Genomic DNA, 16510 nt, shown 5'->3' with positions numbered 1-16510 from the left:
CCTCAGCCGAGCCAGCCTCGCGCGACCGCGCGCACGTCCTGATGGCCTGCTTGCCACACCAGCTCGGGCCCGGCGACGTGGATGCCCGGCGGCGCGATCTGCAGCGCGACGGCCAGCAGCTCGGCCACCTTCACGGCGCGCACCGGCTGCTCGCTGGATGGAATCATGTACCTGAAGATCGACAGCATCCAGTGCGCGAGCACGCTGCCCACGTTGCCATGGCGCTGCCCCCGCGGTTTCTGCGCCGAGCGCAGGACCAGCAGGCGCTCGAATCCCAGCGCGGCGATCGCCTGCTCGTCGACCGTGGCCAGGCCGCGCTTGAGCGCGTCCGGCAGCTTGCCCGGCGCATGCGGCAGCACGATCGCCAGCGTGCGCACGCCGCCTGCGCGCATCCATCGCGCGAGCGGCAGCACACCCTGCGGCGTCGGCGTCCACAAGGCGCGTTCGCGCTGGTAGTACATGCGCGGCGGATCGAACAGCACCACGCCGGTATCGGCCGCGGCGGGCGGCCACTCCGCGGGCAGATCCGAAGGCACCAGCGTGGCCTGCACGCCGCGCAGGCCGGCGGTGATCGGTTCGCGCGCCAGCACCTGGGTGTGCGCGAAGGCGCTGGAGCCGGCCAGCCGCCGCAGCACTTCGTTGCCGAGCGCGCCCGTGGCACCGGCGATCAGCAGGCGCGGCTTGCCGGCGGTGGCCGGCGGATTGCGGGTGGCGGCGCGCAGCGCTTGCAGGGGGTCTTGCGTCATTGCCGGATGCTAGGGCTGTTCAGCCCCTGAGCGCTCGCCGCCCCGCTGCTGCCGGGCCGGCATATCATGCGGCGCAAGTTTGCGAGCGGATGGCGAAGGACCCGAGATGAAGAAATGGCTGGCGATGCTGGTGCTGCTGTGCGGCCTCAGTGGTTGCGGATACAACGACTTCCAGCGGCTGGACGAACAGACCAAGTCCGCCTGGAGCGAGGTGCTCAACCAGTACCAGAGGCGCGCCGACCTGGTGCCGAACCTGGTGGCCACCGTCAAGGGCGAGGCGAACTTCGAGCAGGACACGCTCACCCGGGTGGTCGAGGCGCGCGCCAAGGCCACCTCGGTGCAGGTCACGCCCGAGACGCTGAACAATCCGGAAGCCTTCCAGAAGTTCCAGCAGGCGCAGGGCGAACTCTCCGGTGCGCTGTCGCGGCTGCTGGTGGTGAGCGAGCGCTATCCCGACCTGAAGGCCAACCAGTCCTTCCGCGACCTGCGCGTGCAGCTGGAAGGCACGGAGAACCGCATCACGGTGGCGCGCAACCGCTACATCCAGGCGGTGCAGGAGTACAACGTGCTGGCGCGCAGCTTCCCCAACAACCTCACGGCGATGGTGTTCCACTACCAGCCGAAGCCGAACTTCTCGGTGCAGAACGAGGCGCAGATCTCGCTGCCGCCCGCGGTGGATTTCAGCAAGCCGGCGGCGTCGCGCTGACCATGGAGGTCTCGAATGTCGTTGCGGCCTCGGCCCGCAATCCACGCGGCGCCGTGTTGGATGTCATTGCGGGCTTGACCCGCAATCCACGCGGCGCTTGCACCACGGCATGGATCCCGGGTCGAGCCCGGGATGACATCCGGTGAGACGACTGTTCGCTTTTGCGGTGGCGGCGCTCTGGTGCCTTCTGGCCGCGGCCCAGGCCGTCCTCCCCATCCCCGCCCTCACCGCCCGGGTGATCGACCAGACCGACACCCTCGACGCGGTCCAGATCAAGGGCCTGGACGATAAGCTCGCGGCCTTCGAGCAGAAGAAAGGCACGCAGATCGCCATCCTGCTGGTGCCCACCACGCAGCCGGAAGACATCGCCAGCTACGCCAACCGCGTGGGCAATGCCTGGAAGATCGGCCGCAAGCAGGTCGGCGACGGCATCCTCGTCGTCGTCGCCAAGAACGACCGCAAGGTCCGCATCGAGGTCGCCAAGACGCTCGAAGGCGCGGTGCCGGACCTCGCGGCCAGCCGCATCATCGACGAGACGATCACCCCGCGCTTCCGGCAGGGCGACTTCGCAGGCGGGCTGCAGGCCGGTGTCGACCAGCTGATCGCCCGCATCTCCGGCGAGCCGCTGCCCGCGCCCGCGCAAGCAGCGCCGGCGCAGAACCAGCCGCCCGGCAAGCCCGGCTTCGACTGGTTCAATCTGGCCATCCTCCTGTTCATCGCGGTGCCCATCGCGGGCCGCGTGCTGCGCGGCATGCTCGGAAGCAAGCTCGGCTCGCTGGTCACTGGCGCCGGCGTGGGCGTGATCGCGATGCTGGTCACCTCCAGCCTGGTGGTGGCCGCGATCGCCGCCATCGTGGCGCTGCTGTTCGCGCTGTTGTCGGGCGGCGGTCCGCTGGGGGGTGGCCGGCGCGGCTTCGGCGGCCCGGTGATCTTCCCCGGTGGCTGGGGCGGTGGCGGCGGCGGCTTCGGTGGTGGTGGGGGCGGCGGCGGCTTCCGCTCCGGGGGCGGCGGCGATTTCGGGGGCGGCGGCGCCTCGGGAGGCTGGTGATGGGACGTTTGCAACGCCTCCTGCGCCATCGCTGGCTCGATGAATCGGACACGCGCCGGGCGATCCCTGCCGACGTGGCGCAGCGCCTGGCGCAGCGGGTCGCCGCCAGCGAGCAGCGGCACAGCGGCGAGTTGCGCATCTACGTCGAGGCGGGGCTGCCCTTCGACGATCTCTGGCACGATGCCACCCCGCGCGAACGGGCCATCGCGATGTTCGGCAAGCTGGGCGTGTGGGACACCGAGCACAACAACGGCGTGCTGATCTACCTGCTGCTGGCCGAGCGCGCCATCGAAATCGTGGCGGACCGCGGCCTCGATCGGCATGTCAGCGCGGCGCAGTGGCAGCAGCTGGTCGAGCGGATGGCCGGGGCCTTTCGGGCCGGCCGCTACGAGGAAGGCCTGACGCAGGCCATCGACGCAGTGACGGCGCTGTTGCTGCAGCACTTTCCGCTGCGCGAGGGCGAGGCCAATCCCAACGAGCTGCCGGACGAACCGGTGCTCGGCTGACCCTAGTCCCGCACTTCGCCTCCGGGCTTGAGCAGGCCCATGCCGACGTAGCTGCCGCCGTGGTGGAAGCCCGGCTTGAAATCCACCACGTAGCCGCCGGCGTCATACCGGCCCAGCGCCGCCAGCGAGCGGTGCAGCGAGGCCCGCGTGAGATCGTGCCCCGCGCGCTTCATGCCTTCGACCAGCACCTTGGCCGCGATGCACGACTCCAGCGCCGTGACGGACATCGCGTCCTTCTGGCCGGCCGCCGTCCAGGCCTGGCTGCACTCCTTGACCACCGGCACGTTGCGCGCATGCACCGTCGGCACCGTGAGCGCCACCGAGACGCCGCTGGCGTCCGGCCCCAGCGCCTTGGCCAGCTGGCTGGCGCCGGCGAAGGAGAGGCTCGTCACCATCGTGGCGCGATTGGCGGCCTTGAGCTTGCGGATCATCTGCGCCGCCGGTGCGTACAGCGTGGTGACCACCAGCACGTTGGGGTCGGAGGCGATCACGTCGTGCACGTTCTTGTCGGTGATCGCGGCATTGCGCTGGACAGGCACCGACACGGGCGTGCGGCCGTACTTCTTGAGCACCGCGGCGACCGTCTCGAAGTTCTGCTTGCCGACAGCGTCGTCGTAATGCAGGACCGTAACTTTCGTGCTACCCAGGTTGCCCCAGAAGTTGACGATCTTGGCGATCTCGTCGGCATAGGTGGCGCGGACCGTGTAGACGTACTCGTTCTGCTGGCGGATCGTGTCGGCGCCGGTGAAAGGCGCGAAGAAGGGCACCTTGTGCTCCACCACCGCCGGCATCGCCGGGATGCTGAGGGTGGACGACGCATAGCCGAACAGCGCCACCGCGTTGTATTTGTCCAAAAGTTCCTGGGTGTTCTGCGCCGCCAGCTTGGTGTCGTTGCGATCGTCCAGGGTTACGAGCTTCAGCTTGCCTTGCGGCAGCCCGCCCGCGTCGTTGATCTTCTGGAAGTACGCGAGTGCCCCATTGCGGATGTCGTTGCCCAGTTCGGCGTTGCCGCCGGTGAGCGGGGCTGACTGGCCGACGACGATCTCCTGGGCCAGGACGGGGGCTGCGGCAAGCAGCAGCGTGCAGGCAAGAAAGCGCATGCCTCCCAGCGTACGCCGGCTCAGCGGTGTTGCATCTCCGGTGTGACCCGCACTGCAGCCGATGAGGTGGATGCGCGCGCTGCCTGCCTACACGTTGCGCCAAATTCGGTGCACAGGCCGACGGCAGCGAACCGCCGACACTGGCGGGCGTACCCAACGAGAACGAAACCATGAAGGAGCACTGGCCCCAGACCCTCTGGATCGCCCGCCACGGGCAGAGCGCGGGCAACGTCGCGCGCGATGCGGCCGAGGCGGCGGGCCTGGCGCTGATCGACGTGCAGTTCCGCGACATCGACACGCCGCTGTCGGACCTGGGCCGCGAACAGGCGACGGCGCTGGGCCACTGGTTCGGCGATCTGCCGCGCGCGGAGCGGCCGGAAGTCGTGCTCTGCTCTCCCTATGTGCGCGCCCGCGAGACCGCCCGCCTCCTCATGGAAGCGGCGGGTTGGCGCGCGGGCGAGCACGTGCGCCTGCGCATCGACGAACGCCTGCGCGAAAAGGAATTCGGGATCCTCGACCGGCTGACCGTCCACGGCATCCGGCAGAAGTATCCCGAGCTGAACGAGCAGCGCGGGCATGTCGGCAAGTTCTACTTCCGCCCGCCGGGTGGCGAGAGCTGGTGCGACGTGATCCTGCGCCTGCGCAGCCTGACCGAGATGGTCACGCGCGAGTACGGCGGCGAGCGCGTGCTGGTCGTCGCGCACCAGGTGATCGTGAACTGCATGCGTTACCTGATCGAGAACATGGACGAAGAGCAGATCCTGGGCATAGACCGCCTGGGCGACGTGCCGAACTGCGCCGTCACGTCGTACCGCCTCGACCCGGTGTCGGGGTGCCTGCGGCCGGACCTGGTCAACTTCGTCGCGCCGCTGCTGGCGGCCGGTGCGCCGGTCACGGTCGAAGCCGACGCGCCCGCCGCGGCCAAGCCGTGAAGAGCGGCACCGTCGATGACGCGCTGCTGCGCGGGTGGGCGCTGCCCCGGGTCGAAGAGGACGGCGACAAGGAAAGCCGCGGCCGCGTCGTCGTGCTGGCGGGCAGCCGCGAGATGCCGGGTGCCGCGGTGCTGGCCGGCACGGCGGCCCTGCGCGCGGGTGCCGGCAAGCTGGTGATCGCCACGCCGCAATCGGCCGCGCAGACGGTGGCGGCGGGCGTACCGGAAGCCCGCGTCATTGCGCTGCCCGAAGGATCCGACGGCGCGCCCACCTTCTTCGGCCTGCCCCTGCTGCAAGCCATCGCCCGCAGCACGGACTGCCTGCTGGTGGGCCCGGGAATGATCGGCCCCGAGTCGACGCTCACCCTGGTGCAGGCGCTGCTGCCGCTGTTCCGCCACGCCACGGTGCTGCTGGATGCGCTGGCGATGGATCTGGTGAAGTCCCTGCACCGCTTCGAGCAGCCGGTGATCCTGACCCCGCACGCCGGCGAGATGGCGCACCTCACCGGCGCCGCCAAGGAGCACCTGCAGGAGCTGCCCGCGGACGTCGCGCAGCGGCAGGCGCGGCAATGGAACGCGGTGGTGGCGCTCAAGGGCGCGACCACTTGCATTGCGGCGCCCGCTGGCGGCGTGTGGACGCATCGCTCGCAGGCGCCGGGGCTGGGCACATCGGGCTCAGGCGACGTGCTGGCGGGCCTCATCGCCGGCCTCGCCGCGCGCGGAGCGACGCCGGAGCAGGCCGCAGTGTGGGGTGTGGCGCTGCATGCACGGGCGGGCGAGACGCTGGCGCGAAGGCAGGGGACGCTGGGCTTCCTGGCGCGTGAGCTCTCGGCGGAAGTGCCGGCCTTGCTGCAGTCACTGGCGCCCATCCCCTGACTTGCCCCCTGACTTGCTCCTTCCCCTTCGGGGGAAGGCTGGGATGGGGGCGCTGGGGGCGCTGGGGAATTACTCCCTCTCCCGCCTGCGGGAGAGGGCAGGGGTGAGGGCAACGGCGCTCATTCAGGGCAATCCCTCACCCCAACCCTCTCCCGCCCTGCGGGAGAGGGAGCAAGTCCGCCCCCACCCCAGCCCTCCCCCGGAAGGGGAGGGAGCAAGTCCGGCCCACCCCAACCCTCCCCGGAAGTGGAGCGAGCAACGCCAGTCAGCGACCCAGGTCCGCGAGCAGCTCCGCCTGCACGATCTCGATCCAGTACCCGTCCGGATCCTTGATGAAGGCCACGTTCTTCATCTTGCCCTGGTCCGGCCGCTTGACGAAGGCGACGCCGTTCTCGTCGAACCAGCGCACCGCCGCCGCCAGGTCGGGCACCGAAAAGCAGATGTGCCCGAAGCCCTGCGGCTGCGCGTTGCCGTCGTGGTACCTGAACTCCGCCTGGTCCTCGCTGCCCCAGTTGTGCGTGAGCTCCAGGATGCCTTGCTGGCGGAAGGTCCACGTCGTGCGCTCGCCCGCGTCGGACGGCACGGCGCTTTCCTCGGGCAACTTCGCAAGGAAGTACAAGGAGAACTTCATCTCCGCAAAATCGAGCTTGCGCAGCACGCGCATGCCCAGCACGTGCGTGTAGAACGCGAGCGCGATCCGCGGGTCCTTCACCCGCAGCATCGAATGATTGAAAACGAAGCCGCGCGTGGCGTCGGGGACTTGCGCAGCCACGCCGGGGTGGGTTTCGGTGGCGGAGGTCATGGCCGCAAGATACGCCGATCGCGGCGGCCGGCGTGCTACTTCTTGCGCAGATATCGGCGCAGCGCCGCCATCTCGGCCACCGCGACCGCGAGTTCCGATTGCGCCCTGGCCAGGTCGATTTCGCTCTTGGCGTTCTTCAGCGCCTCTTCGGCCTCGGCCCGCGCCTCGCTCGCCTTGCGCTCGTCGAGGTCCTTGCCGCGAATGGCGGTGTCCGAGAGCACCGTGACGCGGTTCGGCTGCACTTCGAGAATGCCGCCCGCGATGAACACGAACTCCTCGGCGCCATCGGGCTTCTCGATCCGCACGGAGCCGGGCTTCACGCGGGTGATCAGCGGAGTGTGGCGCGGATAGATGCCCAGTTCGCCCGACTCGCCGGGCAGGACGACAAAGCGCGCCTCGCCGGAGTAGATGGACTCATGCGCGCTGACCACGTCGACCTGGAAGGTGTGCTGGGCTTCTGCCATGCGCGCGTTTGTACGCGAGGCGCGGGCCGGCGTCACGCGGGAAGTTGAAATCGGACTGCCAGACGCAGAAGTCGCAAAAGCTGCGCGGAAGTCGCAAAAGGGGCAGAAGACCCAGGAAGGTGTCTTTTGCGTGTTTTTTGTCCGGCCATTCGGATGTCCGCATCCAGGACGAAAAAAGCCCCCGGACTTGCGGCCGGGGGCTCAGTGCGCGGGTTTTTAGCGCGTTCTTATTTCGGTTGCGGACCAGGCCGTCGGCCTGCCCGCAGGGTTCTTACCTGGCCTGGCGATACCTGCGCAGCGCCGCGAGCTGGGCCGCCATGACGGCCAGCTCCGATTGTGCCTTGGCCAGGTCGATGTCGTCCTTGGCATTCTTCAAGGCCTCTTCGGCAGCGGCCTTTGCCTCGTTGGCCTTTTCCTCGTCCAGGTCCTTGCCGCGGATCGCGGTGTCGGACAGCACGGTCACGCGGTTGGGCTGCACTTCGAGAATGCCGCCGGCGACGAAGACGAACTCCTCGCCGCCGTCGGCGCGCTCGATGCGCACCGAGCCCGGCTTCACACGCGTGATCAGCGGCGTGTGGCGCGGATAGATGCCCAGCTCGCCGGCTTCACCCGGCAGCGCGACGAAGCGAGCTTCACCGGAGAAGATCGACTCCTCCGCGCTCACCACGTCGACGTGGATGGTGTGGGTAGCGTCCGGCATGGCTTACGCGGCAATCTTCTTGGCTTTCTCGAAAGCCTCGTCGATGGTGCCGACCATGTAGAACGCCTGCTCGGGCAGGTGGTCGCACTCGCCGGCCGTGATCATCTTGAAGCCGCGGATCGTCTCGGCCAGCGGCACGTACTTGCCGGGCGAGCCGGTGAACACTTCGGCCACGTGGAAAGGCTGCGACAGGAAGCGCTGGATCTTGCGGGCGCGGGCCACGGCCAGCTTGTCTTCCGGCGCCAGTTCGTCCATGCCCAGGATGGCGATGATGTCGCGCAGTTCCTTGTAGCGCTGCAGCGTGGCCTGCACCGAACGCGTCGTGGCGTAGTGGTCTTCGCCGACGACGTTGGGGTCGACCTGGCGCGAGGTGGAGTCCAGCGGGTCCACGGCGGGGTAGATGCCCAGCGAGGCGATGTCGCGCGACAGCACCACGGTGGCGTCAAGGTGGGCGAAGGTGGTGGCGGGCGACGGATCGGTCAGGTCGTCCGCCGGCACATACACGGCCTGGATCGAGGTGATCGAGCCGACCTTGGTCGACGTGATGCGCTCTTGCAGGCGGCCCATCTCCTCGGCCAGCGTCGGCTGGTAGCCCACGGCGGACGGCATGCGGCCCAGCAGCGCGGACACCTCGGTGCCGGCCAGCGTGTAGCGGTAGATGTTGTCCACGAAGAACAGCACGTCGCGGCCTTCGTCGCGGAAGGACTCGGCGATGGTCAGGCCGGTCAGCGCCACGCGCAGCCGGTTACCCGGGGGCTCGTTCATCTGGCCGTACACCATGGCCACTTTCGACTCGGCCAGGTTGTCGAGGTTGACGACGCCGGAGTCCGCCATCTCGTGATAGAAGTCGTTGCCTTCGCGGGTGCGCTCACCCACGCCGGCAAACACCGACAGGCCCGAGTGCGCCTTGGCGATGTTGTTGATCAACTCCATCATGTTCACGGTCTTGCCCACGCCGGCGCCGCCGAACAGGCCGACCTTGCCGCCCTTGGAGAACGGGCACATCAGGTCGATCACCTTGATGCCGGTTTCCAGCAGTTCCTGCGAGGGCGACAGTTCGTCGTACGCGGGCGCCTTGCGGTGGATCGCGGCGGTGAGGGTCTGGTCGACCGGACCGCGCTCGTCGATGGGCCTGCCCAGCACGTCCATGATGCGCCCCAGCGTGGCCTTGCCCACCGGCACCGTGATCGGCGCGCCGGTGTTGTAGACCATCGAGCCGCGCCGCAGGCCGTCGGACGAACCCAGCGCAATGGTGCGCACCACCCCGTCACCCAGCTGCTGTTGCACTTCCAGCGTGAGCGCGGAGCCTTCCATCTTCAGCGCGTCGTATACGCGCGGCATGTGCTCGCGCGGGAACTCGACGTCGACGACGGCGCCGATGCACTGGACAATCTTTCCTTGGACTTGAGCCATCTTCTAACGCTCCAATTATTTAAACAGCGGCGGCACCCGACACGATCTCCGAAAGCTCTTTCGTGATCGCCGCCTGGCGCGTCTTGTTGTAGACCAGCTTCAGCTCGCCAATGAGGTTGCCGGCGTTGTCCGTGGCGGCCTTCATGGCCACCATGCGGGCCGACTGCTCGGAGGCCATGTTCTCGGCGACGGCCTGGTAGACCAGCGCCTCGACGTAGCGCAGCAGCAGGTCGTCGATCACCGTCCTGGCATCGGGCTCGTAGATGTAATCCCAGCCCGGCTCGCCACCGGCCGCCTTGTTCTCGGCTTCCATCTTGGAGGCCGACAGGGGCAGCAACTGTTCGAGCACCGGCTCCTGCCGCATCGTGTTGATGAAACGCGTGTACGACAGATACACCGCGCCCAGCTTGCCTTCGGCGTACTGGTCCAGCAGCACCTTCACCGGGCCGATCAGGCGCTCGAGGTGCGGCGTGTCACCCAGCTGGGTGACGTGCGACACCACCTGCGCGCCGATGCGGTTCAGGAAGCCGAAGCCCTTGTTGCCGATGGCCACGGTCTGCACGCTGGTGCCCGCCGCCTGCAGCTCGCGCAGCTTCTGCGTCACCGCGCGCAGCACGTTGGTGTTCAAGCCGCCGCACAGGCCCTTGTCGGTGGAGATCACGATGATGCCCGCGGCCTTCACGTCGTTCGTCTTCATGAACGCGTGCGTGTACTCGGGGTTGGCCTTGCCGAGGTTGGCCGCGATGTTGCGGACCTTCTCGCTGTAGGGCCGGGCCGAACGCATGCGTTCCTGCGCCTTGCGCATCTTGGAGGCGGCGACCATTTCCATGGCCTTGGTGATCTTCCTGGTGTTCTCCACCGATTTGATCTTGCCGCGAATTTCCTTGCCTGCAGCCATTCATTTTCCTTTGCGGGACAGACCAGCGAGCCAAGCGGCTGCCCTGTCCCCAACTGACTGGGTTAGGTTTAAGCGAAGGTCTTCTTGAACGCTTCGATGGCGGCGGCCAGCTCGGACTCGGAGTCCTTGTCCAGGGCCTTGTTGACTTCCAGCTTGTTCAGCAGCGCAGCGTTCTTGTCCTTGAGCCAGCCATGCAGGCCCGATTCGAAGGCCAGCACCCGCTTGACGTCGAGGTCGTCGAAGTAGCCCTTGTTCACCGCGAACAGCGATGCGGCCATCAGCGAGATCGGCAGCGGGCTGTACTGGGCCTGCTTGAGCAGTTCCGTCACGCGGGCACCGCGATCGAGCTGCTTGCGGGTGGCGGCGTCGAGGTCCGAAGCGAACTGCGCGAACGCAGCCAGTTCACGGTACTGCGCCAGGTCGGTACGGATACCGCCGGACAGGCCCTTGATCAGCTTGGTCTGGGCGGCACCGCCCACGCGCGACACCGAGATACCCGCGTTGATGGCGGGCCGGATGCCGGCGTTGAACAGGCTGGTTTCCAGGAAGATCTGGCCGTCGGTGATCGAGATCACGTTGGTCGGCACGAACGCGGACACGTCGCCGGCTTGCGTCTCGATGATCGGCAGTGCGGTCAGCGAACCTGTCTTGCCCGTCACGGCGCCCTTGGTGAACGCTTCGACGTAGTCGGCGTTCACGCGCGCGGCGCGCTCCAGCAGGCGGCTGTGCAGATAGAACACGTCGCCGGGATACGCTTCGCGGCCCGGGGGGCGGCGCAGCAGCAGCGAGACCTGGCGGTAGGCGACGGCCTGCTTGGACAGGTCGTCATAGATGATCAGCGCGTCTTGCCCGCGGTCGCGGAAGTACTCGCCCATCGTGCAGCCGGAGTACGCGGAGACGTACTGCATGGCGGCCGATTCCGAGGCGGAAGCGGCAACGACGATCGTGTATTCCATCGCGCCGTTCTGCTCCAGGGCGCGCACGATGTTCTTGATCGTGGACGCCTTCTGGCCGATGGCGACGTACACGCAGGTCATGTTCTGGCCGCGCTGGTTGATGATCGTGTCGACCGCGACGGCGGACTTGCCGGTCTGGCGGTCGCCGATGATCAGCTCGCGCTGGCCGCGGCCGATCGGGATCAGGGTGTCGATGGCCTTCAGGCCGGTCTGCACCGGTTCGTGCACCGACTTGCGGGGAATGATGCCCGGGGCCTTCACGTCCACCCGGCGGCGTTCGGCGACGTTGGTCAGCGGGCCCTTGCCGTCGATCGGCTCGCCCAGCGGATTGACGACGCGGCCCAGCAGGCCCTTGCCGACCGGCACGTCCACGATCTCGCCCAGGCGCCGCACCTCGTCGCCTTCGGAGATGGAGCGGTCTTCGCCGAAGATCACCACGCCGACGTTGTCGCGCTCGAGGTTCAGGGCCATGCCCTTTACGCCGGCCTTGGGGAACTCCACCATCTCGCCGGCCTGAACGCTGTCGAGGCCGAACACGCGGGCGATGCCGTCGCCCACCGACAGCACCTGGCCGACGTCCGAGACGTCGGCTTCCTGGCCGAAGTTCGCGATCTGCGACTTGAGGATGGCCGAGATTTCGGCGGCGCGGATATCCATGGATCTTACGCTCTCTTGAGGGCGAATTTCAGGGAGTCGAGCTTCGACTTGAGCGAAGCGTCGAACAGACGGGAGCCGACCTGCACCTTGATCCCGCCCAGGATGGCAGGGTCGACGCGGGTCTCGATTTCGGGGTCCTTGCCGAGCGCCTGGCGCAGCGCGCCGGCGACGCCCTTGGACTGGGCGGGGCTGAGCGGCACGGCGGTCGTGACCTGGGCGGAGACGGCGCCGCGGGCCTTGGCCGACAGCGCCTCGAAGCCGGTGATCACCGAGGCCAGCAAACCCGCCCGGCCGTTGGCGGCCAGGAGGCCCAGGAACTTCCTGGTCGTGGCGGCGAACTTCGCCTTGTCGGCGATGGCCGCCAGGCCCTTGCCCTTGTCTGCGGCGCCGAAGGCCGGCGAGCTCACCAGGACCCGCAGATCGTGGCTCTCCTTCAGCGCGCTTTTCAGGGATTTCAGGTCGGCCTCGACCGCCGCGACCTGGTTCTGTTCGCTCGCCAGATCGAACAGGGCCCGCGCGTACCGGCCGCCCACATTCGATGCCTTTGAATCGTCCGCCACTTAAGTGTCCGCCCGGTGCGTCTAGGGAGCCGCCGCGGTAATTCCGCTGCAGCCTTAAAGGCTTGAAAGCGCTTGGAAAAAGCACATCGAGCGCAAAGGCCTCAATGACCCCTGGCCCAAAGCCGCGCGCCTGATAGCACGCGATCTTTGGCGCCGCAACACGGCGGGACCCGTAGGGACCTGACGAATAGTCACGGGCTTCGCGCCTTGCGCTGCGGCGGCGCTCGCCGCCGCAGCGCACAAAAGAAGAGGGCGCCGCCCCGAAGGCGGCGCCCCATAGTTCAGAAGCTCGACAACAGAGCCGCTGGGAGATCGATAGGCCGGCCCTACTGCTTGGCCATCTGCGCGCCGACGCCGCGGGCGACGGCGACGCTGTTGCAGGCGCCGAGGCGCGCTTCGTCCATGGCCTTGCCGCCGGTGAAGGCGGCGATCGGGCCGACCTTGGCCGCAACCGCCTTGCAGGTGCCGCTCGAGAAGGTCTCGGACGTCGTCGCGGTGGCGACGCAGGCGTCGGCCTCGCAGTTGAACATCGCGCCGCCGGCGATGAACTTGGTCGGTTGCGCGACCGGTTGCTGCAGCTTGGCGACCACCGGTTCGGCCGCGAAGGCGGGGGCGGCGGACAGGGTGGCGACGGCGGCGCAGACGGCCGCAAGGGTAAGGAGCTTCATATGAGCCCTCCAACGGGTTCGGGGAGTGGCGGCGCCCCTGCTCAAGGCGCCGGCCCGGTTCGCCGCGTTGGACCGCTTCGGGTATCCCCACCCTCGGCGCGCTGCTAACTGAGCAACGCTAAGATAACAGTGTTAAGATCAGCCGCAACCGCTATTTTCGCACAGCCGCTATGCATGAATGTCGCAGAGGGGGTCGGATCGCTCGCCGTTCCTGGTCTTCCCCCGGTGCGGGGGAAGTGGCCCAAGACGCTCTTGCGTCGCGGGTCGATGGGGGAAGTCAAACGCAAGTATATACTTCCCCCATTGTCGGCCGGCCTTCGCCCATTGCCGACATTTCCCCCGTACCGGGGGAAAGCCCGCCTAACCGCCCGCCGCCTTGATCGCCGCGTCGATCTCGTCGAGCGTGTGGTAGCCCGGCTCCATGGACTTGCCATTGATCACGAAGGTCGGCGTGGAGTTGACGTGATCGACGCGGTTGTGGCGCTCGACGCGGTCGTTCAGCGCCTTCAACGCCGTCTCGTCGTTGATGCACTTGTTGAAGCTATCCTCGGTCATGCCGACCGACTTGGCGATATCGACCAGGGTCTCGCGCGGCGCCTGGAAGGCCTGCTCCTGGTTCTTGAAGATGGCGTCGTTGACCGCGAAATACTTGTCCTTGCCGGCGCAGCGGGCGAGCAGGAAGCCGGAGGCGGCGACCGCGAGCTCCGGGCCCTGGCCGACCAGCATCTCGCGGAACACGTAATGGATCTTGCCGGTGTCGATGTATTTGGCCTTGAACGCCGGATAGACCTCGCGCTGCCACTTGGCGCAGACCGGGCAGCCGACCGAGGCGTATTCCACCACCGTGACCTTGGCCTGCGGATTGCCCAGGTCCATGTCGTCGGGCAGGGCGCCGGCCGCGCCGCCGGTCTTCGGGGAGCAGGCGGCTGCGCCGAACACCATGAGCGCCACCAGCAGCGCAACCTTCATCCGCAACATCTTGATTGCCCCTCCAGGGAACGCCGGCCCGACACTTGAGGCTCGGCGGGGAATGTGACTGAAGCTTGGCCTCGAAGGAAGCCTTGAGGATGCCTCTTTGCCCCCTCAAACCCTGCCGTTCATGTCTCGTCAATCTTGTCGCGTGCTTGTCTGCCTTCAGTTATGGGTCGCCTCGGGGTTGGGCGGCCTCAAGACCGTAGGACGACGAGCAGATGGCTAACGCGCAGCCGCCGGGCGGCGGAGCTAGCGATCCCCGCCCGGGCCGCTCGCCCTTCCAGGCGTTGATCTACTGGACCCTGGTCCTGAGCGTCTGGGCGCTGATCTTCGTCGTCGCCTTCTTCGCCGTGTTTTCGGTCGACCTGCCCGACACCTCCAAGCTCTACGAGGTGAAGCGCCAGCCGTCGGTCTCCTACCTCGACCGCTCCGGCGGCCTGGTGGCGGTCCGCGGCAGCCAGTACGCCCCGCCGGTCGACCTCGACAAGCTGCCGCCCTATGTGCCCAAGGCGTTCGTGGCCATCGAGGACCGCTGGTTCTACTGGCACCTCGGGTTCAACCCGTGGGGCATCGCCCGTAGCCAGATGTACGACTGGACGCACCGCGGCGGAGGACCTTTGCGCGGCGGCTCGACGATCACCCAGCAGCTGGCGCGCAACCTCTTCCTGACGCCCAACCAGACCTACCGGCGCAAGGCCCAGGAGCTGATCCTGGCCGTCTGGCTGGAGGCCAAGTTCTCCAAGAAGCAGATCCTCGAACTCTATCTGAACCGGGTCTACTTCGGCGCCGGCGCCTACGGCATCGAGGCCGCGTCGCAGCGCTATTTCGGCAAGCCGGCCTCGCAGCTCACCCTGGGCGAGAGCGCGCTGCTGGCCGGGCTGATGAAGGGACCGTCGCGCTATTCGCCCGTCGCGGCCACCGACCGGGCCGCGCGCCGCGCCACCATCGTGCTCGACGAGATGGTCCGCATCCACGCCATCACGCCCGCACAGCGCGAGCAGGCCTTCGCCACCAAGGTGCGGGTCAATCCGGTGCTGGCCAACCAGCGGGCGCAGTACTTCACCGACTGGGTGGACGACCAAGTCCGACAGCTGGTTGGCGAGCCCACCGAGGACCTGGTGGTCGAGACCACGCTCGACCTGCCGCTGCAGGCCTCGGCCGAGCAGGCGGTGCAGGCCGGCGTCGCAGGCGCGAAGGCGCAAGGCGTGCAGCAGGCGGCGCTGGTCTCCCTCGACGGCGAGGGCCGCATCCGCGCCTACGTGGGCGGCATCAACTACCTGCAGAGCCAGTTCGACCGGGTGACCCAGGCCAGGCGCCAGGCGGGCTCCTCCTTCAAGCCCTTCGTCTACCTGACCGCCATGGAGGCCGGGCGCACGCCTGACACCCCGGTGGTCGACGAGCCGATCACCATCGGCAAGTGGACACCGCGCAACTACACCGGCAAGTACCTCGGCCCGATCACCCTGGAGATCGGCCTCAAGGAATCGATCAACACCGTGGCCGCGCGCCTGGCCAACGAGGTCGGGACCGCCAACGTGGCGGCGACGGCGCGGCGCCTCGGCATCTCCTCGCCCATCCAGGTGGATCCCTCCATGGCGCTGGGCGCCGTCGAGGTGAGTCCGCTGGAGATGGCCCAGGCCTATGCGCCGTTCTCCAACGGCGGGGTGTTCGCCAAGGGCTACGGCATCGAGCGCATCCGCACGGCCAGCGGCCGGGTGCTCTACGACCACGGGGTCGGGCCGGCCCAGCGCCGCGCGGTGATCGGCCAGCCGGCGCTCTCCTACATGATCCGCATGATGCGCCAGGTGATCGCGTCGGGCACCGGCACGCGGGCGGCGGTGAAGGGCTACGACCTGGCCGGCAAGACCGGCACCACCAGCGACTACCGCGACGCCTGGTTCATCGGCTACACCGGCGGCTTCACCACCGCCGTCTGGGTCGGCAAGGACGACAACACCCCTATGAGGAAGGTCACCGGCGGCGGCCCGCCTGCGGCGATCTGGCACGACTACATGACCCAGGCCCTGCCGCGGCTGAACGTGCAGCCGATCCCCGGCGCCGACTTCGCCCCGCCGCCGGCGGAGCCCGCCGACGCGCTCGGGGCCCTGATCAGCGGCGTGAACGACCTGCTGCACGGCGACCACGAGACCGACGCCCCGCCGCCCTCGGCCGACGAAGCGCCGCACTGATTTTCCTTTCCCGCGAAGCGGGAGAGGGGGACCGCTCGCTGAAAAGCGAGAGGTGGAGAGGGCAAGCCTCAGGCTCTGAGCCATGGGGCGGATGAAGCGAGCGCGACGCTCCCGGCCTGCCCTTCCCACCATCGGCTCTTCGCTTCGCTTGGCCGACGGTCCCCCCTTCCCATGAATGGGAAGGGAAGCTACCGCCCGAAGGCGTGCAGCCTTGCGCCCTCGGCGCGGAGCCAGGCGCGGTGCGGCTTGGCTTCGCCGACCAGAGCGCGGACGTGGGCCCAGAAGCGCGGGCCGTGGTTGAGCTCCAGCAGGTGGGCG

Annotated in this window: 18 protein-coding genes; 6 read left to right on the top strand and 12 right to left on the bottom strand. The window is 68.2% G+C overall.

What is annotated here, in order from left to right:
- Positions 1–2: 2 nt before the first annotated feature.
- Positions 3–746 carry a hypothetical protein gene (locus JWP60_RS04390; RefSeq protein ID WP_299786832.1) on the bottom strand — a complete coding sequence of 248 codons (744 nt, stop codon included), beginning with the start codon at positions 744–746 and terminating at the stop codon, positions 3–5.
- Between the two features lie 106 nt (positions 747–852).
- On the opposite strand from JWP60_RS04390, the gene JWP60_RS04385 reads away from it, so the two are divergent.
- From JWP60_RS04385 to JWP60_RS04375, 3 genes are all read left to right on the top strand, one after another.
- Positions 853–1452, top strand: a complete 600-nt coding sequence (locus JWP60_RS04385) for a LemA family protein (protein WP_299786829.1) — start codon at positions 853–855, stop codon at positions 1450–1452.
- Between the two features lie 142 nt (positions 1453–1594).
- Positions 1595–2500, top strand: a complete 906-nt coding sequence (locus tag JWP60_RS04380; RefSeq protein WP_299786826.1) for a TPM domain-containing protein — start codon at positions 1595–1597, stop codon at positions 2498–2500.
- Positions 2500–3006, top strand: a complete 507-nt coding sequence (locus JWP60_RS04375) for a TPM domain-containing protein (RefSeq protein WP_299786823.1) — start codon at positions 2500–2502, stop codon at positions 3004–3006. Before JWP60_RS04380 ends, JWP60_RS04375 begins: the two co-directional genes overlap by 1 nt.
- 2 nt (positions 3007–3008) lie before the next feature.
- On the opposite strand, the gene JWP60_RS04370 is transcribed toward JWP60_RS04375, so the two are convergent.
- Entirely contained in the window at positions 3009–4106 is a 1098-nt protein-coding gene (locus JWP60_RS04370) for an ABC transporter substrate-binding protein (protein ID WP_299786820.1), read from the bottom strand.
- A 170-nt stretch (positions 4107–4276) separates the two neighbouring features.
- On the opposite strand from JWP60_RS04370, the gene JWP60_RS04365 reads away from it, so the two are divergent.
- Complete coding sequence (locus JWP60_RS04365) at positions 4277–5038, top strand: histidine phosphatase family protein (protein ID WP_299786817.1); 762 nt, start codon at positions 4277–4279, stop codon at positions 5036–5038.
- Positions 5035–5913 (top strand): NAD(P)H-hydrate dehydratase, encoded by an 879-nt coding sequence (locus tag JWP60_RS04360; protein WP_299786814.1) that lies wholly within the window; start codon positions 5035–5037, stop codon positions 5911–5913. The genes JWP60_RS04365 and JWP60_RS04360 overlap by 4 nt, the downstream gene beginning before the upstream one ends.
- Before the next feature lie 265 nt (positions 5914–6178).
- Here JWP60_RS04360 and gloA read toward each other — a convergent pair whose 3' ends face one another.
- From gloA to JWP60_RS04315, 9 genes are all read right to left on the bottom strand, one after another.
- Positions 6179–6715, bottom strand: coding sequence for a lactoylglutathione lyase (gene gloA / locus JWP60_RS04355; protein WP_299786811.1), 537 nt, complete (start codon positions 6713–6715; stop codon positions 6179–6181).
- Between the two features lie 35 nt (positions 6716–6750).
- Positions 6751–7179 carry a F0F1 ATP synthase subunit epsilon gene (locus tag JWP60_RS04350; RefSeq protein WP_299786808.1) on the bottom strand — a complete coding sequence of 143 codons (429 nt, stop codon included), beginning with the start codon at positions 7177–7179 and terminating at the stop codon, positions 6751–6753.
- A gap of 271 nt (positions 7180–7450) precedes the next feature.
- Entirely contained in the window at positions 7451–7879 is a 429-nt protein-coding gene (locus JWP60_RS04345; RefSeq protein WP_299786805.1) for a F0F1 ATP synthase subunit epsilon, read from the bottom strand.
- A gap of 3 nt (positions 7880–7882) precedes the next feature.
- Entirely contained in the window at positions 7883–9292 is a 1410-nt protein-coding gene (gene atpD, locus JWP60_RS04340; RefSeq protein ID WP_299786803.1) for a F0F1 ATP synthase subunit beta, read from the bottom strand.
- A 19-nt stretch (positions 9293–9311) separates the two neighbouring features.
- Positions 9312–10190, bottom strand: a complete 879-nt coding sequence (atpG, locus tag JWP60_RS04335; RefSeq protein ID WP_299786800.1) for a F0F1 ATP synthase subunit gamma — start codon at positions 10188–10190, stop codon at positions 9312–9314.
- 68 nt (positions 10191–10258) lie between these two features.
- Positions 10259–11803, bottom strand: coding sequence for a F0F1 ATP synthase subunit alpha (gene atpA, locus JWP60_RS04330; protein WP_299786797.1), 1545 nt, complete (start codon positions 11801–11803; stop codon positions 10259–10261).
- Positions 11804–11808: 5 nt separating this feature from the next.
- On the bottom strand, positions 11809–12363 hold the full coding sequence (locus tag JWP60_RS04325; protein ID WP_299786794.1) for a F0F1 ATP synthase subunit delta: 555 nt from the start codon (positions 12361–12363) through the stop codon (positions 11809–11811).
- Positions 12364–12689: 326 nt separating this feature from the next.
- The gene (locus JWP60_RS04320) at positions 12690–13031 is read right to left on the bottom strand and encodes a hypothetical protein (protein ID WP_299786791.1); all 342 of its coding nucleotides are present in this window, start codon (positions 13029–13031) and stop codon (positions 12690–12692) included.
- Between the two features lie 360 nt (positions 13032–13391).
- A complete protein-coding gene (locus tag JWP60_RS04315; RefSeq protein WP_299786788.1) occupies positions 13392–14000 on the bottom strand; it encodes a DsbA family protein in 609 nt (202 codons plus the stop codon).
- Positions 14001–14221: 221 nt separating this feature from the next.
- Here JWP60_RS04315 and JWP60_RS04310 point away from each other — a divergent pair, with 221 nt between their 5' ends.
- Positions 14222–16192: a penicillin-binding protein 1A gene (locus JWP60_RS04310; RefSeq protein ID WP_299786785.1), complete on the top strand. Its 1971-nt coding sequence runs from the start codon at positions 14222–14224 to the stop codon at positions 16190–16192.
- 188 nt (positions 16193–16380) lie between these two features.
- Here JWP60_RS04310 and JWP60_RS04305 read toward each other — a convergent pair whose 3' ends face one another.
- Positions 16381–16500 carry a DUF45 domain-containing protein gene (locus JWP60_RS04305; protein WP_299787007.1) on the bottom strand — a complete coding sequence of 40 codons (120 nt, stop codon included), beginning with the start codon at positions 16498–16500 and terminating at the stop codon, positions 16381–16383.
- Positions 16501–16510 lie beyond the last annotated feature (10 nt).

Source organism: Ramlibacter sp. (assembly GCF_028291745.1).
Classification (GTDB): Bacteria; Pseudomonadota; Gammaproteobacteria; order Burkholderiales; family Burkholderiaceae_C; genus Ramlibacter.
This window is presented reverse-complemented; position numbering and strand designations above follow the sequence as displayed.